This window comes from Rhodococcus sp. NPDC077669 (assembly GCF_040686915.1).
Taxonomy (GTDB): Bacteria; Actinomycetota; Actinomycetes; order Mycobacteriales; family Mycobacteriaceae; genus Rhodococcoides; species Rhodococcoides fascians.
This window is the reverse complement of sequence record NZ_JBFBMD010000021.1, coordinates 30,875-55,068: the sequence shown is the minus strand read 5'-3', so window position 1 is coordinate 55,068 and position 24,194 is coordinate 30,875. Positions and strand designations below refer to the sequence as shown.

Sequence of the window (24,194 nt, the reverse complement as noted above, 5' to 3'; positions counted from 1 at the left end):
GCGATGGATCGTCGGTGGTCAAGTAAGGCGCGCCTGGGTCGGCCACAGTGTTCACCAGCCGGCCATGCTGCGGACGCTGGTTTGCCGTCGTCGCTGCGGGAGAACACTCCGAGAATGGACGCTCTGTGGTTGTTCGGTGATCAGCTCGGCCCGCACTTCCACTCCGTGGACGAGCATGCCGAGCGAGACGTGCTGATGATCGAGTCCCGGCGCGTGTTTCGACGCCGGCGATACCACCGACAGAAGCTCCATCTCGTGCTGTCGGGGATGCGTCATCTGGCCGACGAGCTGGGTGATCGCGTCACTTATCTGCAGACCGAGACGTATCGCGAAGCGTTGGCCGAGTACGGCAAGCCCGTGGTGGTGTTCGAGCCCACCTCGCATGCGGCGGAGAAGTTCGTCGCTGCCTTGCACGAGGAGGGTCTGGTCTCGGAAATTCTGCCGACGCCGATGTTCGCGCTCCCCCGGGCCGAGTTCGCCGACTGGGCGGCCGAGCGCGGAACCTTTCGCATGGAGACGTTCTACCGCGAGCAGCGCAAAAGATTCGATGTGCTGATGGACGGTGCCGACCCGGTCTCTGGCAAATGGAACCTCGACGCCGAGAATCAGTCGCCACCCCCGAAGGGACGGCTGACCCTGGGCGTGGAAGAACCGTGGTGGCCGACCGAGGATGCCATCGACGACGAGGTGCGTGCCGATCTCGATTCGTGGGAGCTGGACACAGTCGGAGTCGACGGGCCACGAGTGTTCGCGGTAACTGCCTCCGAGGCCTCGGAAGCGTTGTCGCACTTCATCGATTACCGCTTGGACGACTTCGGCAAATACGAGGACGCAGTGATGGCCGACGACTGGACGATGTCGCACTCGCTGTTGTCGGTCCCGCTCAACCTCGGTCTGCTGCAACCGTTGGACGTGGCGCACGCCGCCGAGGACGCCCATCGCGACGGCACCCCGCTGGCGAGCGTGGAGGGTTTCGTTCGGCAGATCCTCGGCTGGCGCGAATACGTGTGGCACCTCTACTGGCATATGGGGCCGGAGTACCTCGAACGGAACAAACTCGAAGCCCATGAGCCACTACCGGATTGGCTTCTCGAGTTGGACGGCGATGCGGTGGTGGCGAAATGCCTCTCCAGTACCGTCGACGGCGTACGCGACCGCGGCTGGGTGCACCACATTCCGCGGCTGATGATCCTGGGAAACTTTGCGCTGCAACATGCCTGGGACCCACGAGCGCTGACCGAGTGGTTCGCGACGGCTTTCGTCGACGGGTTCGCCTGGGTGATGCCGGTGAACGTCATCGGCATGAGCCAGCACGCGGACGGCGGAGTGATCGCCACCAAGCCCTACGCTTCGGGTGGGGCGTACCTGAACCGCATGACCGACTACTGCGGCACATGCGAATTCAATCCGAAAAAGAGGCTGGGTGACGACGCCTGCCCCTTCACCGCCGGCTACTGGGCCTTCGTCCACCGACACCGCGAGATGCTGGCACTGAACCACCGCACCGCGCGACAGGTGTCGTCGATGAACCGATTGAACGACCTGGAGCAGGTGCTGGAACAGGAACGTCAACGCGAGGTGTACTGACGCGCCCCGGCAAATTGTGCACGGCCGGACCCTGTCGAGTGGTCTCTGTTGGTATCGACTGCGCAACGCGCACCACTATTACTGAGGCGCTGACACGGGAGCCGGCCGTGTTCCACAGCTCCTGTCGCCTTAGAATGGCGGTCTGGTGCGATCGTCGGGGAGATCGAGCCTCTACCACGGACCACTGACAGGTTCCGTATCCCGAATCCTTCTGCACAGCAATAGTTTTCGATTGCACCATCATTGCGCATCGAACACCCGTTCGATACACTTCTTCCTATGACCACGGAGATCTGGCAACTGAGCGAAGCAGAACTGCTCGCCGACGCTGCCGCGGTCTCCCACGACATCCAACTGCTCGAAGCACGGCGGATTGCTCTGGTCGCCGACATCGACACCCGCGTGAGCCGGGAGAAGCTCGGCTTCCCCGGGCCCGCCGGTTGGCTCACCTCCACCACCCTGCTCACCCCCAGCAAAGCCACCAAGATCGTTGCCCTCGCCCGCGGACTGAAGAACTTCCCCGACATCGCCGACGCCGTCAACACCGGCGTCATGTCCGTCGACCACGCCGCCCTGATCCTCACCTTCGCCGAAACACCACCGAAGAACCTCCCGCAAGAGGGTCGCGATATCGCCCGCACCGCGATGATCACCGCCGCCACCGGGCCTGGGGCACGCACCGACAAGATCCGTGAAGCGATCACCAAACTCGAAGACACCTACGGCAGCGACAAGCCGCCCCCTGAGGACACCGACCGCAACGAACTCTTCGCATCGAAGATGCTCAACCAACGCCTGTGCCTCAAGGCCGACTTCGATGCCGTCACCGCGGAAAAGCTCGTCACCGCACTCTCACCGCTGACCGAACCTCGGCCCGCAGCCGACGGCACCCCCGACGAACGCAGTCCTGCGAGGCGACGCGCCGACGCATTCGGGCAGATCCTCGACCACTACCTTGCTACCAAGGATCGCCCCACCGAGGGCGGCGAAAGACCGCACATCAACCTGCACATCCGGTTGCAGGACCTCCACAGCCTGAGCGGTCAGAACACCGACGACATCACCGACGACGAAACCACCCGCACAGCAGCAGAATCCGACAACGCCGATCCAGCCGACCCGGTGGACATCGACGCCGGCAACCCGATCCACTCCGACCCAATACACTCCGACCTGACCGAGTCGGACGCGGCGGATGAACTCCAGACCGGCAGCGCTGCCGGACCGAGCCAGGATCGCAGCGCGTATCGGGACCTGTTCGGCGATGGCACCACCGTCGGGTGGCTGCCCTGGATGGGGCCCCTCTCCCGCGAGACGTCCCGACAACTGGCCTGCGATTGCCTCCTCACCGCCATCGTCATGGACGAGAACGGCAACCCACTCAACCTCGCCCGCACCGCCCGCACCGTCACCGCAAAACAGAAACGCGCACTGACCGCCCGCGATCACGGCTGCGCGTTCCCCGGCTGCGGCAAACCCGCCGCCTGGACCGAAGGCCACCACATCTGGCACTGGACCGACGGCGGACCCACCGACATGAACAACCTCGTCTTACTCTGCGGATTCCACCACCGACTCATCCACCACAGTGACTGGGAAGTGTTCATCGGCACCGACAACCACCCGTGGTTCGTCCCACCCGCCACGGTCGACCCCTACCGACAACCGAGACAATCCCACGCCCGAGCAGGCCCTCACATCGCATAGCCGCGCAAACGCACCAGCCCCACACAAACGCACCAGCCCCACACCGAGAACACGGTGCGGGGCTGGAAGAGATTGTCGAGCTGGGTGTTTCGATCAGACACTGCATGCTTCCTGCGCATGTACACGACCTGCGTGAAGCCAATCCTGTTCGTCTCCGCTCCGATCGAGCGACCGGTGACCTACTTCGCGTCGAGCTTCGCGACCGCCTCGTCGATCATCGGCACGTATCGTTCGAGTGCCCACGGCACTGTCAGCGGGTTGATGATCGACGACCCGGTGACGAAGGACTGATCCGTCGGCGCAACGACCGACCCACGGGACACGGCCGGAATCTGCTTGTACGCAGGCTGATTCTCGGTGTCGGTGCGATTCTGGGGATCCGAGTAGAAGGTGAAGATCAGGTCGGAATCATTCAGCAGATTGGCATTCTCTAACCCGATGACCGATGAGTCGGTGCCCTCGGTCTCGTCGAGCGTGTTCACCACCGGATCGACCTGCAGCCCGAGTCCGCGCACCATCGCGACGCGCTGCTCGTCGGCGAGGAACACTCCGAGCGTTCCGGGGCCGGTGTTGTAGATGTACGAAAAACTCACGTCCGCGTACTCGGGGTGCTGGGCGGCAGCGTCGGCGAAGCGGTTCTCGATCTTGTCGATCTCCTCGGCCGCCTTCTGCTCCTCGCCCATGGCCTTGCCGATGACGGTGATCTGGTCCTGCCACGTCGTGGTCCACGGCTTCTCCTCGTATGCAACCACCGGGGCGAAGGCACTGAGCTTGTCGAACTGATCCTGCGTGACGCCCGACCACGGTGCCAGAATCAGATCCGGTTCGAGAGCCGCGACGGCCTCGATGTTCAATTCGGTTCCGCCCGTGAACTGCTGGGGAAGCTCGGCACCCAACTCGGTGACCGCGTCGTGCACCCACGGGAGGTAGCCGGTGTCGTCGGCACCCCAGGAATACTCCTCGACGCCCACCGGGACTGTACCCAGCGCAATCGCCGTCTCTGCCGAACCCTGCCCGAGCGTCACGATGCGCTCCGGCTTCTCGGTGATGATGGCCTGACCCAACGCCGAATCGATGGTGACGGCCGCGAAGTCGCTGCCCGCCTGTGGTTCCTCCGCGGTATCGGTACTCGAACACGCGCCGACCACAAGGGCCGACACCGTGAGCGCGGACAGCAGGGTTGCGCGGCGAGCAGTCCGTCGGCCGGTCGGTGAAACAAAGAACATGGTTACCTTTCGACAAGCAAAGGGAATTTAAAGTAACCCTAGGCTAACCTCTCATCCGGATTCAAATGCGCTGCACAGCGGGCGTTCGCTACGGTGGGGGCATGAGCCTTCCTCGCCCCGCACCCGACCGGACTGCCGTCGTGACCGGAGCGTCTTCCGGAATCGGTGCCGCAATCGCTCGCGAACTCGCCTCCCGAGGTCACGGAGTCACCCTCGTCGCCCGCCGCGCCGACAAGCTCGACGAGCTTGCGAACGAACTCCGCTCGCGGGGAGTTCGCGCCGAGGTGCTCGCAGCAGACCTGTCCGATCGCAGCGCCCGCGCCGAATTGCTCGGGCGCATCACCGAACTCGGACTGATACCGGACATCCTGGTGAACAACGCCGGGCTGTCGACGCTCGGCCCGGTCGTCGAATCCGACCCCGAAGCAGAGATGAACATGATCGAGGTCGACGTGGTTGCCGTCGCCGATCTCTGCACTCGCTTCCTCCCCGGCATGACCGAGCGACGACGCGGAGCTCTGCTGAACGTGGCCTCCACCGCCGCGTTCCAGCCGCTTCCCGGCCAGGCGGGCTACGGCGCATGCAAGGCGTTCGTTCTCTCCTACACCCAGTCTCTGACCGGAGAACTGCGCGGAACCGGCGTGACCGCCACCGCGCTGTGCCCAGGACCGGTGCAGACCGGTTTCGGCGAGGCCGCGGGCTTCGCGAAAGACGACGCCGAGAAGGCACTGCCATCGATCATGTGGGTGTCGGCAGAAACGGTGGCCAAGACCGCCGTCGACGACATGGACAAGGGACGGATGGTGTCGATCCCCGGGCCCGCCAACCGCATCGGATCGATCTTTGCCCAGATCACCCCGCGAACATTGTTGGTGCCCATGCTCACTCGTATTCATCCAGGCCTGAAGAACGGCGCATCCTCATGAGCCGCGAGTTCACGGTGTCCGACAGCGTCGTTGTCAACGCCGACGCCGACACCCTCTACGCTGCGATCAGCGACCCCACCAAGATGGGCCAGTGGAGTCCCGAAAATACCGGTGCCACTGTGCACGATCCCCGCGAGAGCGCCTACGTGGGAATGGTATTCGACGGAACCAACAAGCGCGGCCGGGCGAAGTGGATCACTCGCTGCACCGTGACCGCAGCCGACCCGGGCAAGACCTTCGAGTTCCGCGTCCACGCCATCGGTAAGAGCGCTCCGAAGATCAAGGGCGCTAACGCAACCTGGCGATACGACTTCGAGCCAGTCGCGGGCGGCACAAAGGTCACCGAAACCTGGACCGACGACAGAACGAAATGGCCCGATGCCCTGGCGCTCGTGTTCGACAAGATCGTCACCAGCGGCAAGACGTTCCCGCAGTTCCAGCGTCGCAACATCCGAAAGACGCTGGAGAACCTGCAGAAGCGTTACGCCTGACGACTATGCCTGCCGGGTGTACAGGCCGAGAACGTACGACGCCTGCCCGGCATGCTGAAGGTCGTCGGAGACCACGGACACCAGGCGCGCACCCAACGTGACCGGCGGATCCCAGTTCTCGTCGACGATTCGGTCCAGATCGTCGGTCGAGATACCGCTCAGGTACGCAACGGTTTTCGAGTGCACGGCGTCGTGGTATTCGCGCAACAACTCGGCGCTCGAGGTGACCTGAGCGACGTCGGAGGACGATTGGCCGTACCCGATGTCGGACTTGTCGAACGGCAATCCGAAACGCTCGAACCACGAGTCCGACGTCCAGACCTGTTCGCTCCCGGCCACACCCGCGATGTGGTCGTCTTGCACACGCGTCAGGTGCCACAGCAACCACGCGATGCTGTTGGCATCGGCGTCGGGCCGATAGGTCAACGCGGCAGCGGGGATGTCGTCCAACACCGAGTGAACGAGTTCCTTGATTCGACCGAATGCGTCGGTCAGCAGGTCGTTGTGGTTCATCGAGTACGCCTCTTTCGTCGAGCACTGATAGCCAGTCATGCATACCCCGATTGCTTCGAAGGGAACATCGGGGCCCTCCAGGCGCGTTGAACCCGGTATGACTTCTCCAGCAATTGTGTACACCCGCACCGGCGATTCGTCCGTCCTCGAACCGAAAGATCGCGAGGTGACCGAGCCGGCCCAAGGCGAAGTGCGCGTGCGCGTCGTGGTCTCGGGCGTCAATCCGACGGACTGGAAGAACAGAACCGGTTCCGGACCGGGCGAGAAGCTGGCGTTCGACGAGGTGGTTCCGAACCAGGACGGTGCCGGAGTGATCGACGCCGTGGGCCCTGATGTCGAGGGGCTGGCCGTAGGAGATCGCGTCTGGGTGTACCTGGCCCAGCATCAGCGTCCGACCGGAACGGCGCAGAAGTTCACCAACCTTCCCGCGTCACGAGTCGTTCCTCTCCCCGACGGCGTCAGCTTCGACGTCGGCGCGAGCCTCGGCGTACCCGCGATGACGGCACACCGCGCACTGACGGTGTCGGAGGACGGCCCGTCTCGCTTGCATCCCGGCGCGTTGGAAGGCAAGTCGGTACTCGTCGCCGGTGGTGCCGGTGCCGTCGGCCATGCCGCGATCCAATTGGCCCGCTGGGCAGGCGCGACCGTGGTGACGACCGTCAGCGGACCGGAGAAGGGCGCACTGGCCACCGCTGCCGGCGCGCACCACGTGGTGAACTACAAGACCGGAGACGCCGCCGCTGACATCCGCGAATTGGTGCCCGGCGGAATCGATCTGGTGGTCGAGGTCGCTCCCGCACAGAACGCCGCACTCAACGCGGCCGTGGGAGCGAACCGAGCCTCCGTAGCCGTCTACGCCAACAACGGCGGCGACACCATCACCCTCGACGTCCGGCCTAACATGGTGCTCAACACTCGCTACCAGTTCGTGCTGCTCTACACCGTGGGCGACGAGGCTCTGCGTAACGCCGAGGCGGACGTCAGCGCAGCGGCGGCAGCAGGCGTGCTGGAGGTGGGCGAAGCCACCGGCCTGCCACTGCACCGCTTCCCGCTGAGCGAGACCGCGGCCGCACACGACGCCGTGGAGAACGGAACCGTCGGCAAGGTGCTGATCGACGTCTCCAGCGAATAATTCAGGTGATGACCGGCAATGTGGACCACGGGAAATTGATCCACTTGTCGGTCTCTCGCCACGAGTAGTCCGGCTGCACAATGGTTCTGGGCTTGGTGTAGATCACGGCCGACCGCACGTCGGCCGTGTGCGCCTTCAGTAGATCGATCACCAGCGCCAGGGTGCGGCCGGAATCGGCGACGTCGTCGACGACGAGCAGCTTCTTGCCGACGATCGCGTCGGTATCCAGAAGTGGTTCGAGCACAACAGGATCGGGCAAAGTCTCTTCGATATCGGAGTAGAACTCGACGTTGAGGGTGCCGGCAGCCTTGACGCCCATGGCGTAGGAGATGGCACCGGCAGGGATGAGTCCGCCGCGGGCGATCGCGATGACGATGTCCGGAACGAACCCGTCGCCCACGATCTTCTTCGTCAGATCGCGCGAGGCGTCTCCGAAGGTCTCCCACGTCAGTACTTCGCGTTCCGGTTCGGTCATGACGGATTACTTTACCCAAGGCCTATTTTTGCCGAATGAGCAAATTCGTTTGCGCTCGGGGACGACAGCGGGCAGTCTCGAACCATGGCCGACCACACACCTGCGCACACTCATCCAGCCGACCCGACCCACCCGGAACCGGATTTCGAGAACGGTGCCTTCGACGAATCGTTCTGGGACAACCTCTACAACCAACGCACCGCCATCTGGAGCGGAAATCCCAACGCCGTGTTGGTACAGGAAGCGTCCGAGCTGATTCCGGGCCGCGCCCTGGACATCGGCTGCGGTGAAGGTGCCGACTCACTCTGGCTGGCCGGCGAAGGATGGAACGTGACCGGCGTCGACATCTCCGATGTGGCCCTGGGCCGCGCTCGCGCCGCACAGCAGGCACTCGGGTCACAGACGCTCGCGGTGGATTGGCGTCAGGAAGACGTACTGGACTGGACTCCCCCGGCCGCGGCGTTCGATCTGGTGTCGGTGCACTTCTTGCAGGTGCCGCCGGACGAATTGGAACTGACCACCGGCAGGTTCGCCGCGGCGGTCGCGCCGAAGGGCCGTCTACTGATCGTCGGTCACAGTCCCAGCGACAGCCACGCCTCGCAGCACCCGGCCAAGCACCGACTGTTCGCACCGGAACCGGTCGTCGCTGCGGCGGGCGACGGGTTCGAGGTGATTCACGCCGAACACCGCACCCGGACGACGCCGGACGGCGACGAGCGAATCGACACAGTGGTGGTGCTGCAGCGCCGGTAAACTCTTCGCAGTGATCTCGCAGTCGACGTACCGAATTCCCCTGGCCGTCACGTTCGTCGTCGCGCTGATCGTTCTCTTCACCCCCGCGTCCGGGGTGCCCTCCAGCTTTCAGCACAGCGACAAGATCATTCATTGCATCCTGTTCGCTGCTCTCGCCTACACCTCCCGACTCGCCGGCATCGGCTGGGTGAAGACCGCACTGTGGGTGTCGGCGTTCGCAGTGGTATCGGAGTTCCTGCAGGCGATCCTGCCGCTCGGTCGCTCCGGATCGGCCGCCGACGCACTCGCCGACGTCGTCGGTATCGCACTGGGCCTGGTCGCAGCGAGCAGGGTTCTACCGCAGCGCGTCCGAAAGGCACCGCACCTGCACTAGACTGAGACGGCACCGGGGGTTCCTCGGCCAGCGCGAACACTCCGGAAGGAACGTCATCACCTCGTCTTCTGCCCCGCACGATATCTACCTCGTTCCACCGGAGCACGAGACCAACGATGCCGTCACCCGAGAATCCGACGCTGCCGCCGCGCGCTTGAGCGAACGGTCCGACGTCGTCAGCCACGACGGCCGCTACGCACTGACCATCACCTCGACCACCCCGCACCAGGCGATGGTCGAAGATCTGCTGTTCGTGCGCGCCGTGCTCGACGCCGCGCGGATCAAGTACCTACTGGTGCGTGGGAACGACGAGCGTCCCGTCATCGCCATAGAACTGGCCGCTCGCGAGGCACTGACCACGGCCCTGGTGCATGCCTGCCGCGCCGAGCCCTTCTACTCCAAGACCGTCGACGCCCGCGGAAAAGCGGTACTGGTAGCCGACGGCACCTTGTCGCCGTCGTCGAACGCACGCATCGTGCGGCTCTACCGTCCACGTGTCGAGCCGTTCAGCGGGCTCTACTACGGCGCATCGACCGCGGTGCAGATCGAGCTGTGGTCGTTCTCACCGTCCGAGATCGTGTTGCCGATCGAGAACTCGCTCACTCGCCGCAACATTCGGCCCGACGAGGCCGTCCGCGGCACCGTCGAGCGCTTCGGCCGAACCTGGCCGACCATCGAGAACATGTTCGCCGACCACGCGTCGGACATCAATTTCGACATCGACATCGTGTTCTCGTGGGTCGACGGTTCGTCCGCGGAATTCCAGGCTCAACGCGCCCGCCGGATGGCGAACTACGTCGTCGGCGAAGGCGACGATTCGGCCGCCCGGTACCGGCAGATCGACGAACTGAAGTACGCACTGCGGTCGATTCACCTGTACGCACCGTGGATCAGGCGCATCTTCGTCGCCACCGACTCCCCGAGGCCGGCGTGGCTCGCCGACCATCCCAAGGTGACGTTCGTGCCGAGCGAGGCGTTCTTCGTCGATACCTCCGTACTGCCGACGCACAATTCGCAGGCCGTCGAATGCCAGCTGCACCACATCCCCGGGTTGTCCGAGCACTTCCTGTACTCGAACGACGACATGTTCTTCGGTCGCCCCGTCAGCCCGTCGATGTTCTTCTCCCCCGGCGGAATCAGCATGTTCATCGAGGCGACGACGCGAATCGGATTGGGCTACAGCGACGCCGACCGCAGCGGCTTCGAGAACGCGGCACGCGTGAACCGTCGGATCCTGCAGGACCGCTTCGGGATGACGACCACCCGGCACCTCGAGCATGCGGCAACGCCGTTGCGCCGCAGCGTGATGCAGGAAATGGAGAACGAGTTCCCCGACGAGTTCGCCTCCACCGCTGCCAGTGCATTCCGCGCGAGTACGAACATCTCGGTCACGAATTCGCTGTACCACTACTACGCGCTGATGAGCGGACGCGCCGTGGTCCAGAAGGACGCGAAGGTCCGGTACATCGACACCACGTCCGTCGCGGGTCTCGAGTTGATGGAGAAGCTGCTGCCCAAGCGATCGGTCGACTTCTTCTGCCTCAACGACGGCAGCTTCCCGGAGGTCGACCTCGATCTGCGCACGCGCACCGTGACGCAGTTCCTGGACAAGTACTTCCCCATCGTCGCGCCGTGGGAACGCACCCAGAACTAGGCGTCGCTGAACAACTTCCGACGGGCGCTGTCGGCAATGGTCACTCCCGCTGCATCGAGCCGACGCGCGGTCTCCTCTGCCGACACTGCCTCTCCCACAGTGTCGTACGAGCCCGTCGGTACCACCGAATGGACGACGGTGTCGTCGTAGAGGTGAACCAGGTTGTAGCCCTGGGCTCCGTCGCGACCGCGTAACCCGCCGGCGGGGACGTTGAGATCCTGGGTGTAGCACGTGGCCGACGCGACCGAGACGGGAATGCCCGCGAACGTCGCTGTCGTCGAATAGTGCAGATGCCCTGCGAGTATCGATCGCACGTCGCTGCCGCGCAGTACGTCCGCCAAGCGCGGCTGATCGATGAGCTCGACCAGAACTGCGAGATCGAGCACGGTCGGTACCGGCGGGTGGTGCATCGCCAGAATCGTGCCGAACTCGGCAGGGGTTGCGAGAGTGTCTGCGAGCCAAGCCAATTGCTCGTCGGCGAGCTCACCGTGATGCTTTCCGGGGACCGTCGTATCCAAGGTGACGATGCGAAGACCGTCGACGTCGTGCACGCGATCGATGGACTGCCCGCTCGGTTCCGCGTCGAGCAGGGTCCGACGGAACGTCGCGCGGTCGTCGTGATTGCCCATCGCCCAGACGATCTGCGCGCCGAGCTCCTCGGCCACCGGCTCGACCAGAGCGCGGAGCTTCTCGTAGGCACCCGCCTCGCCCTTGTCCGTCAGATCACCGGTGAACACCAACGCATCGGGCCGCACCCCCGAGTTCCGAACATCGGTCATCACTTGTTCGAGCCGCAACTCACTGTCCACGCCGCCGTACAAGCGACCGCCGCCGTCAACGAGATGCGTGTCGCTGATGTGCAACAAGCAGTGATGGGGACGTGGGTACTCGGCCATCCGAGACTTCATCGAACTCTCGCTCACGATCGGACCTACCGTTTCACGATCACCCGGTCGGGCGAACGCCACTGCCACAAGCCAAGCATACGAGCGTTCACTGAGAAAAAGCTGGTCGAATCCGGACGGTGATCACCGTGGAAACTCCTGGCGTGTGGCAGGTTGAGAACATGACGTCTTCCAAGTGGACCTCCCTGCTCGCAGCCGCGGCACTGACCGTGGGCACGATGCTCGGGATCGGGGTGGCTCCGGCCGCTGCGCAGGGCCTGCCGACCGTTGTCCTCGTGCACGGTGCCTTCGCCGACAGCACCAGCTGGGACGGTGTCGCGGCCAACTTACGCGGCCGCGGCTACCCCGTCGTCACCGCCGAGAACTCACTGCGCGGCCCCGCGATCGATGCGGCCTCGGTGACCGACGTCGTCGAGAACATCGACGGGCCCGTGGTGCTGGTCGGCCATTCCTACGGCGGCACGGTGATCAGCAACGTGCACGCGGACAACGTGGAGGCTCTGGTCTACGTCGCGGCGTTCATGCCGGTCGAAGGCGAACCCGTCGCCCTCGAACTCGACCCGTTCCGATTCCCCGTGACGGCTCTGGTCCCACCCGTGATCGGGCTGTCGATCGTCGACGATTCGACCAACCTGATCGGCAAGAACGTCGACTCGTACATCACGCCCGCGCTGTTCCGTCCGTTCTTCGCCCCCGACGTCACCGAGGAGCAGGCCGCCCGCATGGCCGCTCACCAGAAGACCATCGCTGCCGGTGCCTTGCTCGAACCGAGCGGTCCGCCGTCCTGGGCGCACACCCCGTCGTGGGCGCTGATCCCCCAGCAGGATCAGATCATCCCGACCTCTGCCGAGCGGTTCATGGCGCAGCGGGCCGGGGCCCGGGTGACCGAGGTTCCGGGCTCGCACGCGATTCTGGTTTCCAACCCCGCAGCTGTGGCCGACCTTGTGGTACAGGCGGATTCGGGTAGCTGACGCGTCCGAGAGACGAGAACGGGCCCGACCACCTGGACGAGGTGGCCGGGCCCGTGTCCTTCTACCGGATCAGATTCCGATGAGGTCGTGATCGCCGACCTTGTCCGACAGGATGCGCAGGTGCTCGTCGGCCCCACCGAGAGTGTGCTCGATGGCCACGAGCCGACTGGTGTAGTGCCCGACGGGATATTCGGCCGTGACGCCGATTCCGCCGTGCAGCTGAATTGCCTCCTGGCCGATCTTGCGACCGGAACGCGAGATCTGCAGCTTGGCGCGCGAGGCGATGGTCGTGTCGACATTGCCGTCCGCCAACGACATCGTGGCGTAGAGGCTCATGCTGCGGGCCAGCTCGAGTAGCACGTACATGTCCGCCGCACGGAAGGTGAGCGCCTGGAACTTGGCCAGCGGAACCCCGAACTGCTTGCGCTGCTTGAGGTAATCGGTGGTCAGCCGCAGCGCCTCCTCCATTGCTCCCACTGCCTCGGCACACAGTGCGGCCTGTGCGCGCACCTCGGCACCGGTGATCGCAGCGGCTGCGTTCTCGGCCGAACCCAGCGGTTCTGCAGCAACGTCGGAGAATTCGATCTGCGCGGCGCGCTGCCCGTCGTGGGTGGCGTACGACTTGCGGGTCAGCCCGGTCGCGTCGCCGTCGACGACGAACAATCCGGTTCCACCGCCGGGAAGCACGGCACTGACGACGATGACGTCAGCGCTGCCGCCGTGCGGAACCGGGTTCTTGACACCGCTGATCGACCACGATCCACCGTCCTCGGTCGCCGTGGTGGCGACCTCGACGTTGGGCCAGCGGCTGCCGGATTCGTTGTGCGCGAACGCCAACATCGACGAGCCCTCGGCCACGGGTGGCAGAAGTCGCTTGCGCTGATCGGCTGAGCCGAGCTCGGAGATGAGCCCGCCGGGCACCAGAACGGCGTCGAGAATGGGCTCCGGCGCGAGCCGTCGTCCGACCTCCGTCATGACCGCCATGATCTCCACGGGACCGGCGTCCATACCGCCGTCGTCCTCGCTGAACGTCAGACCCAGCAGACCGACCTCGGCCAGCTGCTTCCAGACGTCGGTGCTCCACCCCAGCTCACCGGCCACGATCTTGTTGCGCTTCTCGGTGTCGTAGGCGCGCGAGAGAACCTCACGGGTGGTGTCGCGCAGCAGTTTCTGCTCTTCGTTGAGTTCGAAATCCATGTCTTCAGATGCTCCCTTACAGTCCGAGAATCGCCGACGCGATGATGGTGCGCTGAACCTCGTTCGAGCCGCCGTAGATCGAGACCTTGCGATAGTTGAGGTAGTTCGGTACCGACCGCTGCGCCCAACCGTCGCTCTCGATGTCCTCGCCTGCCTCGTAGGGCAAGGAGTCCGGCCCGGCGATGTCCATCAGCAATTCGGTTGTGGTCTGCTGCAATTCGGAACCCCGCAGCTTCAGAATCGACGATGCCGGGTTCGGCTTGCCGTCGTCCGAGCTCGAGACCATCCGCAACTGGGTGAGCTCGAGGGCGAGCAGTTCGTTCTCCACCTCGGCCAGCTTGGCCGCGAACAATGGATCCTCGAGCAGCGTCCCGGTGCTGACCTTCGTCTGCGCGGCGTGCTTTTTAGCCTGTCCCAGTCGAACTTTGGTGTGTCCGGCGCGGGCGACGCCGGTGCGCTCGTTGCCGAGCAGGAACTTCGCGTAGCTCCAGCCCTGGTTCTCCTCGCCCACGAGGTTCTCGGCCGGGACGCGGACGTTGTCGAAGAACACCTCGTTGACCTCGACGCTGCCGTCGACCAGCTTGATGGGACGCATCTCGATGCCGGGGGTGTTCAGATCGATGAGCAGGAACGAAATTCCGGCCTGCTTCTTCGGTGCATCGGGGTTGGTGCGTACCAACGCGAAGATCCAGTCGGCGTACTGGCCGAGAGTGGTCCACGTCTTCTGGCCGTTGACGATGTAGTCGTCACCGTCCCGAATGGCGGTGGTACGCAGCGAGGCGAGATCCGAACCGGCTTCGGGCTCGGAGAACCCCTGACACCACCAGATGTCGAGGTTCGCCGTCTTCGGCAGGAACTTCTCCTTGATCTCCTGCGACCCGAACGTCGCAATGACCGGGCCCACCATCGACGCGTTGAACGCCAGCGGCTCGGGTACCGAGGCCAACTGCATTTCGTCGAGCCAGATGTGACGCTGGACCGCAGACCAATCGCGGCCACCGAACTCCGCAGGCCAATGCGGTACTGCCAGGCCGTTCTCGTTCAGGATTCGCATGGTCGTGACCACTTCGTCCTTGCTCAACTCCTGACCCGTCGCGTTCTTCTCGCGAATCTCGGCGGGGATCTTCGTGGTGAAGAACGTCCGCATCTCGTCGCGGAACGCGGCCTCTTCTTCTGTCAGGGCAAGATTCATCGACAATCCTCCGTGCTCGTTCGCTTATCTCGGTATCGACCGTACTCCCTGGTAACTCTGGGATATTCTCCGCTCACTATGACTTTTCTGGCGCTGGTTCGGCACGGTGAAACGAACTGGAATTTGCACGGCCGCCTGCAGGGCTCTTCGGACATCCCCCTCAACGACACCGGACGAGCTCAGGCCCGTAAGGCAGGCTACGAACTGGAGTTCCGTACGTGGGATCACCTGGTCAGTTCGCCGCTGGTCAGAGCCGCAGAAACCGCCGACATCATCGGGACCCATCTGGGCCTGAACCGAACCGCCGAATTCCCGGATCTTGCCGAGCGTCACTTCGGTGACGCCGAGGGATTCACCGACTGGGACGCGTACTCGCATTGGCCGGACGGCCGATACCCGGGCCTCGAGCCACGATCGAATCTGATCGTCCGGGGCGTGCGAGCCGTCGACGAGATCGCCTCGCGCTACCCCGACTCCGCGGTGATCGCCGTGGCCCACGGCGGCGTCATACGAGCCATCTTCGACGCCATCCGTCGACGACACTCACCCCGCATACTCAACGCCGGTGTGTCCACACTCGAACACGACGGCACCCGATGGACGGTTCGCACCATCAACGGCGTTGCGGTCTGACAGGATTTTCGTTCATGGAGATCGAACGTCGCATCGCCGAACTCGGCTTCGAGCTGCCCGGTGAACCGAGCGCACCACCGGGATTCGAGTTCTCCTTCGATTGGGTTCGCGTGCGCGGCAACCGCGTCTTCGTCTCGGGTCATTCGCCGCTCGCACCGGACGGAACCCTCGCCGGTCCGTTCGGTGCGGTGCCGTCCGAAGTCGACCTCGACGCCGCCACCGACGCCGCGCGTGACACCGCCCTCGCGGTATTGGGCAGCCTCGCCCGTGCCATCGGAGATCTCGATCGAATCAGCGCGTGGCTGACCGTCACCGGCTCGGTCAACGCCGATCACGGCTTCACTCAGACCACCACCGTCGTCAACGGGTTCTCCGATCTGGTGTTGGCGATCTTCGGACCCGAGGTCGGTGCGCATGCGCGGACTGCGCTGGGAGCGGCCGCATTGCCGATGAACAACACCGTCGTCGTGTCAGCGGAACTGGAGATCGACGGGTAGGTTTTTCTCCACTCGTCATTACAGCGAAAGCAGGCCTAGATGGTGCGCAGATCCACTCTGGTTCTGGTCGCGATTCTGATCGGCATACTCGGATTGTCCGGGTGTAGTTCGTCGTCGCAATCCCTCCTGGACCGAGTGCGCGACGACGGTGTACTCGTCGTCGGCACCGAGGGCACGTACAGCCCGTTCAGCTATCAGGGCGGGGACGGCCAACTCACCGGCTACGACATCGACGTCATCAACGCGGTCGGCGACGAACTGGGCGTCCGCGTCGACTTCGTGCAGACCCCCTTCGACTCGATCTTCGCCGGGCTGCAATCGCAACGCTTCGACCTGATCGCGAACCAGGTGTCGATCACCCCCGCCCGGCAATCGACCTACGACCTGTCCAAGCCCTACACGGTGTCCGAAGGCCAGATTCTCACCGCCGCGAACAACACCACGATCACCTCGACGGCCGATCTGGCCGGCAAGACCACCGCCCAATCGTCGACGAGCAACTGGGCCGAGGTCGCTGCCGACGCGGGCGCGAACGTCGAGGCGGTCGAGGGATTCGTCCAAGCAGTCGCCCTCGTCAAGGACGGCCGGGTGGACGCCACCGTCAACGACTCGCTCGCCATCGCCGAATACCTGCAGCAGACCGGCGACACGGGAGTGCGGGTCTCCGGAAACACGGGCGACACGACGCTGCAGTCCTTCGTGGCCCGCAAGAATAGTGGCCTGATGGACGAGGTCGACGCCGCCATCGACACCCTCCGCGACAACGGCACCATCGCCGAGATCTCGAAGAAGTACTTCGGCAGCGACGTCGCGGCACCGACAGCCGACACCGCGGCACCGGTGAGCGAGGACGGGGGAACCACTGCACCGTCGAAGATGCAGCTGGTGCTCGACAACCTGTGGCCGATGCTGAAGGCGACAGTAACCATGACGATCCCGCTGACCGCAATCAGTTTCGTTGTGGGACTGGTCATCGCGCTCGCTGTGGCACTCGCCCGGATTTCGTCGATCACACCGCTCGCCGCAGTGGCCCGGTTCTACGTCTCGATCATTCGCGGCACCCCCCTACTGCTGCAGCTGTTCATCATCTTCTACGGCCTGCCGCAGTTCGGCGTCGTGATCTCGCCGTTTCCGGCGGCCGTCGTGGCGTTCTCGCTCAATGTCGGCGGCTACGCCGCCGAAGTCATTCGCGCTGCGATACTGAGCGTGCCCAAGGGCCAGTGGGAGGCCGCGCAGACGATCGGCATGGGTTACCGAACCACGTTGCAGCGCATCGTGCTTCCGCAAGCACTGCGCACCGCCGTGCCCCCGCTGTCGAACACGTTGATCTCGCTGGTCAAGGACACCTCGCTGGCATCGACCATCCTGGTGACCGAGCTGCTGCGCGTCGCGCAGCTGGCGGCGGCCCCGACGTTCGACTTCTTCACGCTGTACTCCGTTGCCGCCCTGTACTACTGGGTGATCTGCATAATTCTCTCGTCCTTCCAAGGCAAACTCGAAGTCCGACTCGACAGGTACGTGGCGAAATGACAGACCTGCTGGAAGTATCCGCACTGAAGAAATCGTTCGGGCCGATCGAGGTATTGAAGGACGTCTCGTTCACCGTGCCGTCGGGCACCGTCACCGTCATCATCGGGCCGTCCGGCTCCGGCAAGACCACGGTGTTGCGCACGCTCAACGCTCTCGACCGGGCCGATGCCGGCCTGATCCGCATCGGCGACGTGTCCGTCGATTTCGCCGAGCCCGTGGATGCCGCGCGACTACGCCATTTCCGCGCACAGAGCGGCATGGTGTTCCAGAGCCACAATCTGTTCCCCCACAAGACCGTGCTGCAGAACATCATCGAGGGACCGGTGATCGTCCAGAAGCGGGCCAAGGACGACGCGATTCGCGACGCTCACGCAATCCTCGACCAGATCGGTCTCGACGCCAAGTCCGATCAGTACCCGTTCCAGCTTTCCGGCGGCCAACAGCAACGCGTCGGAATCGCCCGGGCCCTCGCCTTGCGCCCCAAACTGATGCTGTTCGACGAGCCGACCTCCGCACTCGACCCCGAACTGGTCGGCGAAGTACTGGGCGTCATCAAGGGCCTTGCCGCCGAAGGATGGACGATGGTGATCGTCACCCACGAGATCCGCTTCGCCCAGCAAGTGGCCGATCAGGTGTTGTTCCTCGAGAACGGAGTCGTCGTCGAACGCGGGACACCCGAGCAGGTTCTCGCGAACCCGACCGAGCCCCGTACCCGACAGTTCCTACAGCGAATCTTGGCGTAGAGGGGCTGCGCCCGTTCTAGAGGTGCGGTAGCACCTTGTCCAGGGTGATCGGTAGGTCGCGGACTCGGACGCCGGTGGCGTTGTAGACCGCATTGCCGATGGCTGCCGACGAGCCCACCGCACCGATCTCACCGATTCCCTTACCGCCCATCGGTGCGAGCTCGGTGTCGACCTCCTCGATCCACACGGCCTCGAGATCGGTGACGTCCGCACAGGCCGGGATGTGGTACTCGGCGAGGTCGTGGTTGGCGAAGCCGCCGAATTCGTGATCGACGACGCCGCTCTCCATCAACGCCATTCCGAGTCCGAACGTCATGCCGCCGATGAGCTGCGACCGGGCCAGTCGTGGATTCATCACCTTCCCGATGCCGAACACCCCCAGCATCCGGCGCACGCGTACTTCAGCGGTGTCGACGTCGACTGCCACCTCGGCGAACTGGGCACCGAACGCCATGCGCGCCAACTCTTTCTGGGCTTCGACGTCGTCGGTTGTATCGGCCTCGGCGGAGTTACCCGGCTGCAACGGTCCCTGGTCCCGCAACGCGGTGCAGACCTTGGTGACCGCCCAGCCCCAGGAGGAGGTGCCCGAGGATCCACCGGCACCGGGGGCCTTGGGCAGAGCGCTGTCGCCCAGTTCCAGTGTGACGGCATCCGCGTCGACCTCGAGCGCATCGGCGGCAATCTGTCGCAGCACGGTCCGCGCACCGGTTCCGATGTCGGATGCAGCGACGGACACCGTGATCGTGCCGTCCTGCTCGACGCGAGCCGCCGCGGTACTCGGCGAGATCAGCACCGGGTAACTCGCTGTGGCGACGCCCATTCCGAGCAGAGTGTTGCCTTCTCGGCGTCGGCCCGGCGTGGAGTCTCGACGATCCCAGCCGAACTTCTCGGCACCCTCGCGCAGGCACTGCACCACACTGCGGGAGCTGAACGGATTCCCACTCGCGGGATCGACGTCGGGTTCGTTGCGGATCCGGAGCTCGATCGGATCGATTCCGGTGGCCGTTGCCAATTCGTCGATCGCCGTCTCGACGGCAAACATGCCGGGTGCCTCACCCGGGGCTCGCATCCAGCGCGGGGTGCCGACATCCAGCGACGCGAGGCGATGCGTTGTGGCGCGGTTGGGCGAGGCATAGATGTGCCGGGTCGATTCCGACGTCTGCTCGCAGAACTCGAAGATCGTGCTGGTCTGCTGAAAGGAATCGTGAGCGATGGCCTGCAGCCTGCCACCCGAATCTGCACCGAGCCGAACGTGATTGAGGGTCGGGGTGCGGTATCCGACCACATCGAACAGGGCCTGCCTCGGCAGGACCAGCTTGACGGTCTTGCCGGTTGCTCGCGCCGCCATCGCAGCGAGAACCGCGTTGGGCCGTGTACTGCCTTTCGCTCCGAAGCCTCCGCCGACGTTCTCTGCGATCACACGAACGTTCTCGGGTTCGAGCCCGAACGCCGTGGCGAGATCGCCCTGAACGCCCGACGGTGCCTGCGTCGAATCCCAGACCGTCAGCACACCATCGGACCATTGCGCCGTGGTGGCGTGCGGTTCCATCGGACTGTTGTGCATCGGAGCCGTCGAGTACCAGTTGTCGACGACGTGCTCGGCCGTCGTCAATGCAGCGTCCGGATCACCGACCGTGACGTCGGTGGGGAACCCAGCGTTGACGGACTCGGGCGCATACAGCGAGCTGTGATCGGCGCTCAGGGTGTTGTCGGGTGAGCGAACGTCGGCGTAACGCACCTGTACTCGGGCGGCAGCCGCGCGGGCATCCTGGAGGGTTTCGGCCAGAACGACGGCCACGATCTGGCCGCGGTAAGCAACGGAATTCGATTGCAGCACATGTAGTTCCGCATCTTCCACGTCGCCCAACTTCTCGGCGTTGCCGTGCCACAGGAGCGCGTGGACCGACGGGCCCCCGTCAGCGAGTTCGACGTTCTCGACCGTCCCGACGGGAACCGTCGCGGGCACGTACCAGGCGTACACCTGGCCGGCGATCGGCGGCTGCTCGGCCGCGTAGCGCGCTCGGCCGGTGACCTTGTCGACGGACTCGGTGCGCTGAATCGACTGGCCGATCGATGCCGTCATGACCGATCTCCCAACTCTTCGTGTGTGCCCAGCTCTGCCAATTCCACCAGAGTGCGCGTCACCAGGTTTGTCACCAGCGGAACTTTGAAGGCGTTGTCTCGCAACGGCTCTGCTGCGTGCAGCTCCTCGGTGATCGCAGCCCGGAACGACGCCTCGTCGGGAGCGGTTCCGAGCAATGCATGTTCGGCGGTTCGGGCCCGCCACGGTCGGTGCGCAACGCCGCCCAGCGCGATCGACACCCCACGTACGATTCCGTCCTCGACGTCGAGCACAGCGCCGATCGACGCGACCGCGAACGCGTACGACTGCCTGTCCCGTACCTTCCGATACGTCGAGACAGTGCCGTCGGCAGCCTTCGGAATTTCGATGGCGGTGACGATCTCGTCTCGGGCGACAGTGTTGTCTCGCGTCGGATCATCGCCGGGCAATCGGTAGAACTCGTCCATCTCGAGTTTCCGTTCACCGTCGACTCCGCGAACGACGATGCGCGCGTCGAGAGCCGAAAGCGCAACGGCCATGTCGGACGGATGCGTCGCCACGCAGGCCTCCGACGCACCGAGAATGGCGAGGTTTCGATGCTCGCCGTTACGTGCCGGACAACCCGAATCGGGTTCGCGCTTGTTGCACGGCTTGGATGCGTCCATGAAGTAGACGCATCGGGTGCGCTGGAACAGGTTTCCACCGGTGGTGGCCATGTTGCGTAGCTGGCCCGAGGCCCCGGACAGCACTGCCCGCGAGAGCACCGGATACCGCTGGCGGACAACCGGATGCACCGCGAGATCACTGTTGGACACCCCGGATCCGATCCGCAACGCTCCGTCGTCGGCGACGTCGATGTCGTGCAGCGGCAATCGCGTGACATCGATCAACGCCGATGGTGCCGCCACACCCAGCTTCATCAGATCGACCAGATTGGTGCCGCCACCGAGCAACATCGCGTTCTCGTCCCCCGCCAGGCGTTCGAGAGCGTCGTCGACCGCAGTGGCGGTTCGATAATCGAATGTTTTCATGACGCGTCCTGCACTGCGGGAACGATGTTCGCGTACGCACCGCAGCGGCACAGGTTGCCGCTCATTCGCTCGCGCACTTCGCCGGAGTCGAGTTCGACATCGGTGGCCTCGAGGTCTTCCGTGACCGCACTGGGCCAGCCCTGTTTTGCCTCCTCGATCACCGCGACCGCCGAGCAGATCTGCCCGGACGTGCAGTACCCGCACTGAAAGGCGTCACGATCGACGAAAGCCTGCTGTACGGGATGCAGAGTGTCGCCGTCGGACAGTCCCTCGACGGTGGTGATCTCGCGCCCGACCTGCGCGACGGCGAACGTGAGGCAACTGTTGATTCGCCGGCCGTCGACCAGGACGGTGCAGGCACCACACTGACCGTGGTCGCACCCCTTCTTGGCCCCGACGAGATCCAGGTTCTCGCGAAGTGCGTCGAGCAGAGTGGATCGAGTGTCGCAGTCGATCTCACGATCGGTTCCGTTGACACGCAGAGTGACGTTGGTCATGCACGTGCGGATACCCGGGGCCTGAGCCATCAAACGCTCGAGCCGGCGGGTCGTGCGCGGAACTTCGTAGCAGGCTACGAAGTTCCGCGCACGTGGTGCTAGCGCTTGCCCTTGAACTTTCCGCCGCCGCGCGGTCCGCCGCTACGTCCGGGAGGACCGGAATCGGGCTGCAGCTGAATCAGCACACCGCTGATGCGGGTACGACGCAACGCCTCGACTGTCTCGTCGGCGAGGTCGGCAGGCAACTCGACCAGCGAATGGTCGGGGCGAATGCTGATGTGCCCGAAGTCGCTTCGACGCAGACCGCCTTCGTTGGCGATGGCACCGACGATGGCACCGGGAGCAACGTGATGACGCTTACCGACGCTGATCCGGTACGTCGCCATCTCCTGGCCGGTCTTGCGGTGATGCGAGCTGGCCGCATCCTCGTCGAACGTCCGCGGTGGCCGCGGCTCACGAGGCTCGCGGGGTGCCCGCGGCGGGGCAGGCGGCTCGGGCTTGAGCAGGAAGGCTTCGCCGTCGCGCGACTGGATGGCCAGAGCTGCTGCGATGTCGACCAAAGGCACGTCGTGCTCGCGCTCGTAGTCCTCGATGAGACGGCGGAACAGCGCCAGATTCTCGTTGCCGAGGCTCTCGGTGATGGAGTCCTTGAACTTCGTCACGCGCTGCGCATTGACGTCGTCGACGCTGGGGAGCTGCATCTCGGTGATGGGCTGCCGCGTCGCGCGCTCGATGGCCTTGAGCAGGTGACGCTCCCGGGGCGCGACGAACAGCAGAGCCTGACCGGCGCGACCCGCGCGGCCGGTACGGCCGATGCGGTGTACGTAGGACTCGGTGTCGTGCGGGATGTCGTAGTTGATGACGTGCGAGATGCGGTCGACGTCGAGACCACGAGCCGCAACGTCGGTGGCCACCAGAATGTCGATCTGGCCGTTCTTGAGCTGGCCGATGGTGCGCTCACGCTGTGCCTGCACGATGTCGCCGTTGATCGCGGCGGCGGAGAATCCCCGTGCGCGCAACTTCTCGGCGAGCTCTTCGGTGGCCTGCTTGGTGCGCACGAACATGATCATGGCCTCGAACTCTTCGACCTCGAAGATTCGAGTGAGCGCCTCGAGCTTGCGTTGATGCGCCACCTGCACGTACCGCTGGGTGATGTTCGGTGCCGTCGACGTCTTGGTCTTGACGGTGATCTCCACCGGGTCGTGCAGATACTGCTTCGAGATCTTGCGAATCGCGGCCGGCATCGTGGCCGAGAACAACGCGACCTGCTTGTATTCGGGAGTGTCGGAGAGGATGCGCTCGACGTCCTCCTGGAACCCCATCTTGAGCATCTCGTCGGCCTCGTCGAGCACGAGGTATTCGAGCCCGGAGAGGTCGAGTGTGCCCTTCTCGAGGTGGTCGATCACACGGCCCGGGGTTCCGACGATGATCTGGGCACCCTTGCGCAGGCCGGACAACTGGATCCCGTACGCCTGACCGCCGTAGATGGGCAGAATGTGCAGACCCGGAATGTGGGTGGCGTACTTCCCGAACGCCTCGGCCACCTGCAACGCGAGCTCGCGGGTCGGTGCCAGCACCAAGGCCTGCGGCGTCCGACGCGAGACATCGAGACGAGACAGGATCGGCACCGCGAACGCGGCGGTCTTACCCGTTCCGGTCTGCGCGAGGCCGACGACGTCGTTCCCCGCCATCAACGGCGGGATGGTGGCCGCCTGGATGGGCGACGGGCTCTCGTATCCGACGTCGCGCAGGGCCTTCAGGACCCGCTCGTCTATTCCGAGATCGGCAAAAGTGATGTCGTCATCCGCTGTCGAAGAAGACTCACCTGCGTGGACGGGAGGGGACGAACTCGTCTCGTCAGACGTCACGGCGGCATCCTGATCAGATTCTGAAGTGCTCATATACACCCGAGTTTAGTACCTGCCCGGCCCCCGCGACTCCTTCTGCGCTGATCAGGTGACGAAAACAGCGGTGATGGGGGCACGCACACGCGGCCCTGCGAGGGCGACCCGACGGAGACACACGACCGGACACCGTTATGTTGTACCCCGAGTCACACTCACCTCCCCCGAAAAACGACCGAAAATTCACAAAGCGGA

The 24,194-nt window shown here is 64.5% G+C and carries 23 protein-coding genes; 13 read left to right on the top strand and 10 right to left on the bottom strand.

Annotated elements, in window-relative coordinates; translation table 11 throughout:
* Window positions 1-114: 114 nt before the first annotated feature.
* A complete protein-coding gene (locus AB0P23_RS19910; protein ID WP_094716814.1) occupies window positions 115-1,587 on the top strand; it encodes a cryptochrome/photolyase family protein in 1,473 nt (490 codons plus the stop codon).
* Between the two features lie 279 nt (window positions 1,588-1,866).
* The gene (locus tag AB0P23_RS19905) at window positions 1,867-3,294 is read left to right on the top strand and encodes a DUF222 domain-containing protein (protein ID WP_363798950.1); all 1,428 of its coding nucleotides are present in this window, start codon (window positions 1,867-1,869) and stop codon (window positions 3,292-3,294) included.
* 179 nt (window positions 3,295-3,473) lie between these two features.
* On the opposite strand, the gene AB0P23_RS19900 is transcribed toward AB0P23_RS19905, so the two are convergent.
* Complete coding sequence (locus AB0P23_RS19900; RefSeq protein ID WP_052061705.1) at window positions 3,474-4,520, bottom strand: iron-siderophore ABC transporter substrate-binding protein; 1,047 nt, start codon at window positions 4,518-4,520, stop codon at window positions 3,474-3,476.
* 101 nt (window positions 4,521-4,621) lie between these two features.
* Between AB0P23_RS19900 and AB0P23_RS19895 the strand changes: the two genes are divergently transcribed.
* Window positions 4,622-5,446: an SDR family oxidoreductase gene (locus AB0P23_RS19895; RefSeq protein ID WP_032375475.1), complete on the top strand. Its 825-nt coding sequence runs from the start codon at window positions 4,622-4,624 to the stop codon at window positions 5,444-5,446.
* Entirely contained in the window at window positions 5,443-5,937 is a 495-nt protein-coding gene (locus AB0P23_RS19890; protein ID WP_032375476.1) for an SRPBCC family protein, read from the top strand. Before AB0P23_RS19895 ends, AB0P23_RS19890 begins: the two co-directional genes overlap by 4 nt.
* Window positions 5,938-5,940: 3 nt before the next feature.
* On the opposite strand, the gene AB0P23_RS19885 is transcribed toward AB0P23_RS19890, so the two are convergent.
* Entirely contained in the window at window positions 5,941-6,450 is a 510-nt protein-coding gene (locus AB0P23_RS19885; protein ID WP_027497983.1) for a DinB family protein, read from the bottom strand.
* A 97-nt stretch (window positions 6,451-6,547) separates the two neighbouring features.
* Here AB0P23_RS19885 and AB0P23_RS19880 point away from each other — a divergent pair, with 97 nt between their 5' ends.
* Window positions 6,548-7,582 (top strand): NADPH:quinone reductase, encoded by a 1,035-nt coding sequence (locus tag AB0P23_RS19880; RefSeq protein WP_363798946.1) that lies wholly within the window; start codon window positions 6,548-6,550, stop codon window positions 7,580-7,582.
* A 1-nt stretch (window position 7,583) separates the two neighbouring features.
* Here AB0P23_RS19880 and AB0P23_RS19875 read toward each other — a convergent pair whose 3' ends face one another.
* Window positions 7,584-8,057: a phosphoribosyltransferase gene (locus AB0P23_RS19875; RefSeq protein ID WP_027497985.1), complete on the bottom strand. Its 474-nt coding sequence runs from the start codon at window positions 8,055-8,057 to the stop codon at window positions 7,584-7,586.
* Window positions 8,058-8,141: 84 nt separating this feature from the next.
* On the opposite strand from AB0P23_RS19875, the gene AB0P23_RS19870 reads away from it, so the two are divergent.
* The 3 genes from AB0P23_RS19870 (at window position 8,142) to AB0P23_RS19860 (ending at window position 10,837) form a co-directional block, all read left to right on the top strand.
* Window positions 8,142-8,810: a class I SAM-dependent methyltransferase gene (locus AB0P23_RS19870; protein ID WP_206497802.1), complete on the top strand. Its 669-nt coding sequence runs from the start codon at window positions 8,142-8,144 to the stop codon at window positions 8,808-8,810.
* Window positions 8,811-8,820: 10 nt separating this feature from the next.
* A complete protein-coding gene (locus AB0P23_RS19865) occupies window positions 8,821-9,183 on the top strand; it encodes a VanZ family protein (protein ID WP_032401297.1) in 363 nt (120 codons plus the stop codon).
* Between the two features lie 232 nt (window positions 9,184-9,415).
* Window positions 9,416-10,837, top strand: coding sequence for a stealth family protein (locus AB0P23_RS19860; protein WP_032371933.1), 1,422 nt, complete (start codon window positions 9,416-9,418; stop codon window positions 10,835-10,837).
* On the opposite strand, the gene AB0P23_RS19855 is transcribed toward AB0P23_RS19860, so the two are convergent.
* Window positions 10,834-11,745 (bottom strand): phosphodiesterase, encoded by a 912-nt coding sequence (locus AB0P23_RS19855; RefSeq protein WP_027497988.1) that lies wholly within the window; start codon window positions 11,743-11,745, stop codon window positions 10,834-10,836. The two genes, AB0P23_RS19860 and AB0P23_RS19855, sit on opposite strands and share 4 nt — an antisense overlap.
* Window positions 11,746-11,903: 158 nt before the next feature.
* Between AB0P23_RS19855 and AB0P23_RS19850 the strand changes: the two genes are divergently transcribed.
* On the top strand, window positions 11,904-12,713 hold the full coding sequence (locus tag AB0P23_RS19850; protein ID WP_032375544.1) for an alpha/beta hydrolase: 810 nt from the start codon (window positions 11,904-11,906) through the stop codon (window positions 12,711-12,713).
* A gap of 69 nt (window positions 12,714-12,782) precedes the next feature.
* Here the strand turns inward: AB0P23_RS19850 and AB0P23_RS19845 are convergent, their stop codons facing one another.
* Window positions 12,783-13,910 carry an acyl-CoA dehydrogenase family protein gene (locus AB0P23_RS19845; RefSeq protein WP_032375479.1) on the bottom strand — a complete coding sequence of 376 codons (1,128 nt, stop codon included), beginning with the start codon at window positions 13,908-13,910 and terminating at the stop codon, window positions 12,783-12,785.
* Window positions 13,911-13,926: 16 nt separating this feature from the next.
* Entirely contained in the window at window positions 13,927-15,102 is a 1,176-nt protein-coding gene (locus tag AB0P23_RS19840; RefSeq protein WP_363798940.1) for an acyl-CoA dehydrogenase family protein, read from the bottom strand.
* Window positions 15,103-15,180: 78 nt separating this feature from the next.
* On the opposite strand from AB0P23_RS19840, the gene AB0P23_RS19835 reads away from it, so the two are divergent.
* The 4 genes from AB0P23_RS19835 to AB0P23_RS19820 are packed head-to-tail and all read left to right on the top strand — an operon-like array spanning window position 15,181 to window position 18,505.
* On the top strand, window positions 15,181-15,735 hold the full coding sequence (locus AB0P23_RS19835; protein WP_363798937.1) for a histidine phosphatase family protein: 555 nt from the start codon (window positions 15,181-15,183) through the stop codon (window positions 15,733-15,735).
* Between the two features lie 14 nt (window positions 15,736-15,749).
* A complete protein-coding gene (locus tag AB0P23_RS19830) occupies window positions 15,750-16,232 on the top strand; it encodes a RidA family protein (protein ID WP_032371653.1) in 483 nt (160 codons plus the stop codon).
* 39 nt (window positions 16,233-16,271) lie between these two features.
* Window positions 16,272-17,762, top strand: coding sequence for an ABC transporter permease subunit (locus AB0P23_RS19825; protein WP_363798934.1), 1,491 nt, complete (start codon window positions 16,272-16,274; stop codon window positions 17,760-17,762).
* On the top strand, window positions 17,759-18,505 hold the full coding sequence (locus tag AB0P23_RS19820) for an amino acid ABC transporter ATP-binding protein (protein ID WP_274611602.1): 747 nt from the start codon (window positions 17,759-17,761) through the stop codon (window positions 18,503-18,505). The genes AB0P23_RS19825 and AB0P23_RS19820 overlap by 4 nt, the downstream gene beginning before the upstream one ends.
* A gap of 16 nt (window positions 18,506-18,521) precedes the next feature.
* Here the strand turns inward: AB0P23_RS19820 and AB0P23_RS19815 are convergent, their stop codons facing one another.
* The 4 genes from AB0P23_RS19815 to AB0P23_RS19800 all read right to left on the bottom strand — a co-directional run bounded on the left by AB0P23_RS19815 (window position 18,522) and on the right by AB0P23_RS19800 (window position 23,996).
* Window positions 18,522-20,588, bottom strand: coding sequence for a xanthine dehydrogenase family protein molybdopterin-binding subunit (locus AB0P23_RS19815; RefSeq protein WP_032375184.1), 2,067 nt, complete (start codon window positions 20,586-20,588; stop codon window positions 18,522-18,524).
* Complete coding sequence (locus AB0P23_RS19810) at window positions 20,585-21,598, bottom strand: xanthine dehydrogenase family protein subunit M (protein ID WP_032375183.1); 1,014 nt, start codon at window positions 21,596-21,598, stop codon at window positions 20,585-20,587. Before AB0P23_RS19810 ends, AB0P23_RS19815 begins: the two co-directional genes overlap by 4 nt.
* Entirely contained in the window at window positions 21,595-22,095 is a 501-nt protein-coding gene (locus AB0P23_RS19805; protein ID WP_027497997.1) for a 2Fe-2S iron-sulfur cluster-binding protein, read from the bottom strand. Before AB0P23_RS19805 ends, AB0P23_RS19810 begins: the two co-directional genes overlap by 4 nt.
* Before the next feature lie 98 nt (window positions 22,096-22,193).
* A complete protein-coding gene (locus tag AB0P23_RS19800) occupies window positions 22,194-23,996 on the bottom strand; it encodes a DEAD/DEAH box helicase (protein ID WP_032364895.1) in 1,803 nt (600 codons plus the stop codon).
* Window positions 23,997-24,194 lie beyond the last annotated feature (198 nt).

What these genes read in the sequence shown, in the direction of transcription:
- AB0P23_RS19900 (WP_052061705.1), bottom strand. Translation starts at nt 4,520, where the DNA reads ATGTTCTTTGTTTCACCGACCGGCCGACGGACTGCTCGCCGCGCAACC.
- AB0P23_RS19890 (WP_032375476.1), top strand. Translation starts at nt 5,443, where the DNA reads ATGAGCCGCGAGTTCACGGTGTCCGACAGCGTCGTTGTCAACGCCGAC.
- AB0P23_RS19875 (WP_027497985.1), bottom strand. Translation starts at nt 8,057, where the DNA reads ATGACCGAACCGGAACGCGAAGTACTGACGTGGGAGACCTTCGGAGAC.
- AB0P23_RS19870 (WP_206497802.1), top strand. Translation starts at nt 8,142, where the DNA reads ATGGCCGACCACACACCTGCGCACACTCATCCAGCCGACCCGACCCAC.
- AB0P23_RS19880 (WP_363798946.1), top strand. Translation starts at nt 6,548, where the DNA reads ATGACTTCTCCAGCAATTGTGTACACCCGCACCGGCGATTCGTCCGTC.
- AB0P23_RS19805 (WP_027497997.1), bottom strand. Translation starts at nt 22,095, where the DNA reads ATGACCAACGTCACTCTGCGTGTCAACGGAACCGATCGTGAGATCGAC.
- AB0P23_RS19815 (WP_032375184.1), bottom strand. Translation starts at nt 20,588, where the DNA reads ATGACGGCATCGATCGGCCAGTCGATTCAGCGCACCGAGTCCGTCGAC.
- AB0P23_RS19855 (WP_027497988.1), bottom strand. Translation starts at nt 11,745, where the DNA reads ATGAAGTCTCGGATGGCCGAGTACCCACGTCCCCATCACTGCTTGTTG.
- AB0P23_RS19860 (WP_032371933.1), top strand. Translation starts at nt 9,416, where the DNA reads ATGGTCGAAGATCTGCTGTTCGTGCGCGCCGTGCTCGACGCCGCGCGG.
- AB0P23_RS19850 (WP_032375544.1), top strand. Translation starts at nt 11,904, where the DNA reads ATGACGTCTTCCAAGTGGACCTCCCTGCTCGCAGCCGCGGCACTGACC.
- AB0P23_RS19845 (WP_032375479.1), bottom strand. Translation starts at nt 13,910, where the DNA reads ATGGATTTCGAACTCAACGAAGAGCAGAAACTGCTGCGCGACACCACC.
- AB0P23_RS19840 (WP_363798940.1), bottom strand. Translation starts at nt 15,102, where the DNA reads ATGAATCTTGCCCTGACAGAAGAAGAGGCCGCGTTCCGCGACGAGATG.
- AB0P23_RS19810 (WP_032375183.1), bottom strand. Translation starts at nt 21,598, where the DNA reads ATGAAAACATTCGATTATCGAACCGCCACTGCGGTCGACGACGCTCTC.
- AB0P23_RS19830 (WP_032371653.1), top strand. Translation starts at nt 15,750, where the DNA reads ATGGAGATCGAACGTCGCATCGCCGAACTCGGCTTCGAGCTGCCCGGT.
- AB0P23_RS19800 (WP_032364895.1), bottom strand. Translation starts at nt 23,996, where the DNA reads ATGAGCACTTCAGAATCTGATCAGGATGCCGCCGTGACGTCTGACGAG.
- AB0P23_RS19835 (WP_363798937.1), top strand. Translation starts at nt 15,181, where the DNA reads ATGACTTTTCTGGCGCTGGTTCGGCACGGTGAAACGAACTGGAATTTG.
- AB0P23_RS19820 (WP_274611602.1), top strand. Translation starts at nt 17,759, where the DNA reads ATGACAGACCTGCTGGAAGTATCCGCACTGAAGAAATCGTTCGGGCCG.
- AB0P23_RS19885 (WP_027497983.1), bottom strand. Translation starts at nt 6,450, where the DNA reads ATGAACCACAACGACCTGCTGACCGACGCATTCGGTCGAATCAAGGAA.
- AB0P23_RS19910 (WP_094716814.1), top strand. Translation starts at nt 115, where the DNA reads ATGGACGCTCTGTGGTTGTTCGGTGATCAGCTCGGCCCGCACTTCCAC.
- AB0P23_RS19825 (WP_363798934.1), top strand. Translation starts at nt 16,272, where the DNA reads ATGGTGCGCAGATCCACTCTGGTTCTGGTCGCGATTCTGATCGGCATA.
- AB0P23_RS19895 (WP_032375475.1), top strand. Translation starts at nt 4,622, where the DNA reads ATGAGCCTTCCTCGCCCCGCACCCGACCGGACTGCCGTCGTGACCGGA.
- AB0P23_RS19905 (WP_363798950.1), top strand. Translation starts at nt 1,867, where the DNA reads ATGACCACGGAGATCTGGCAACTGAGCGAAGCAGAACTGCTCGCCGAC.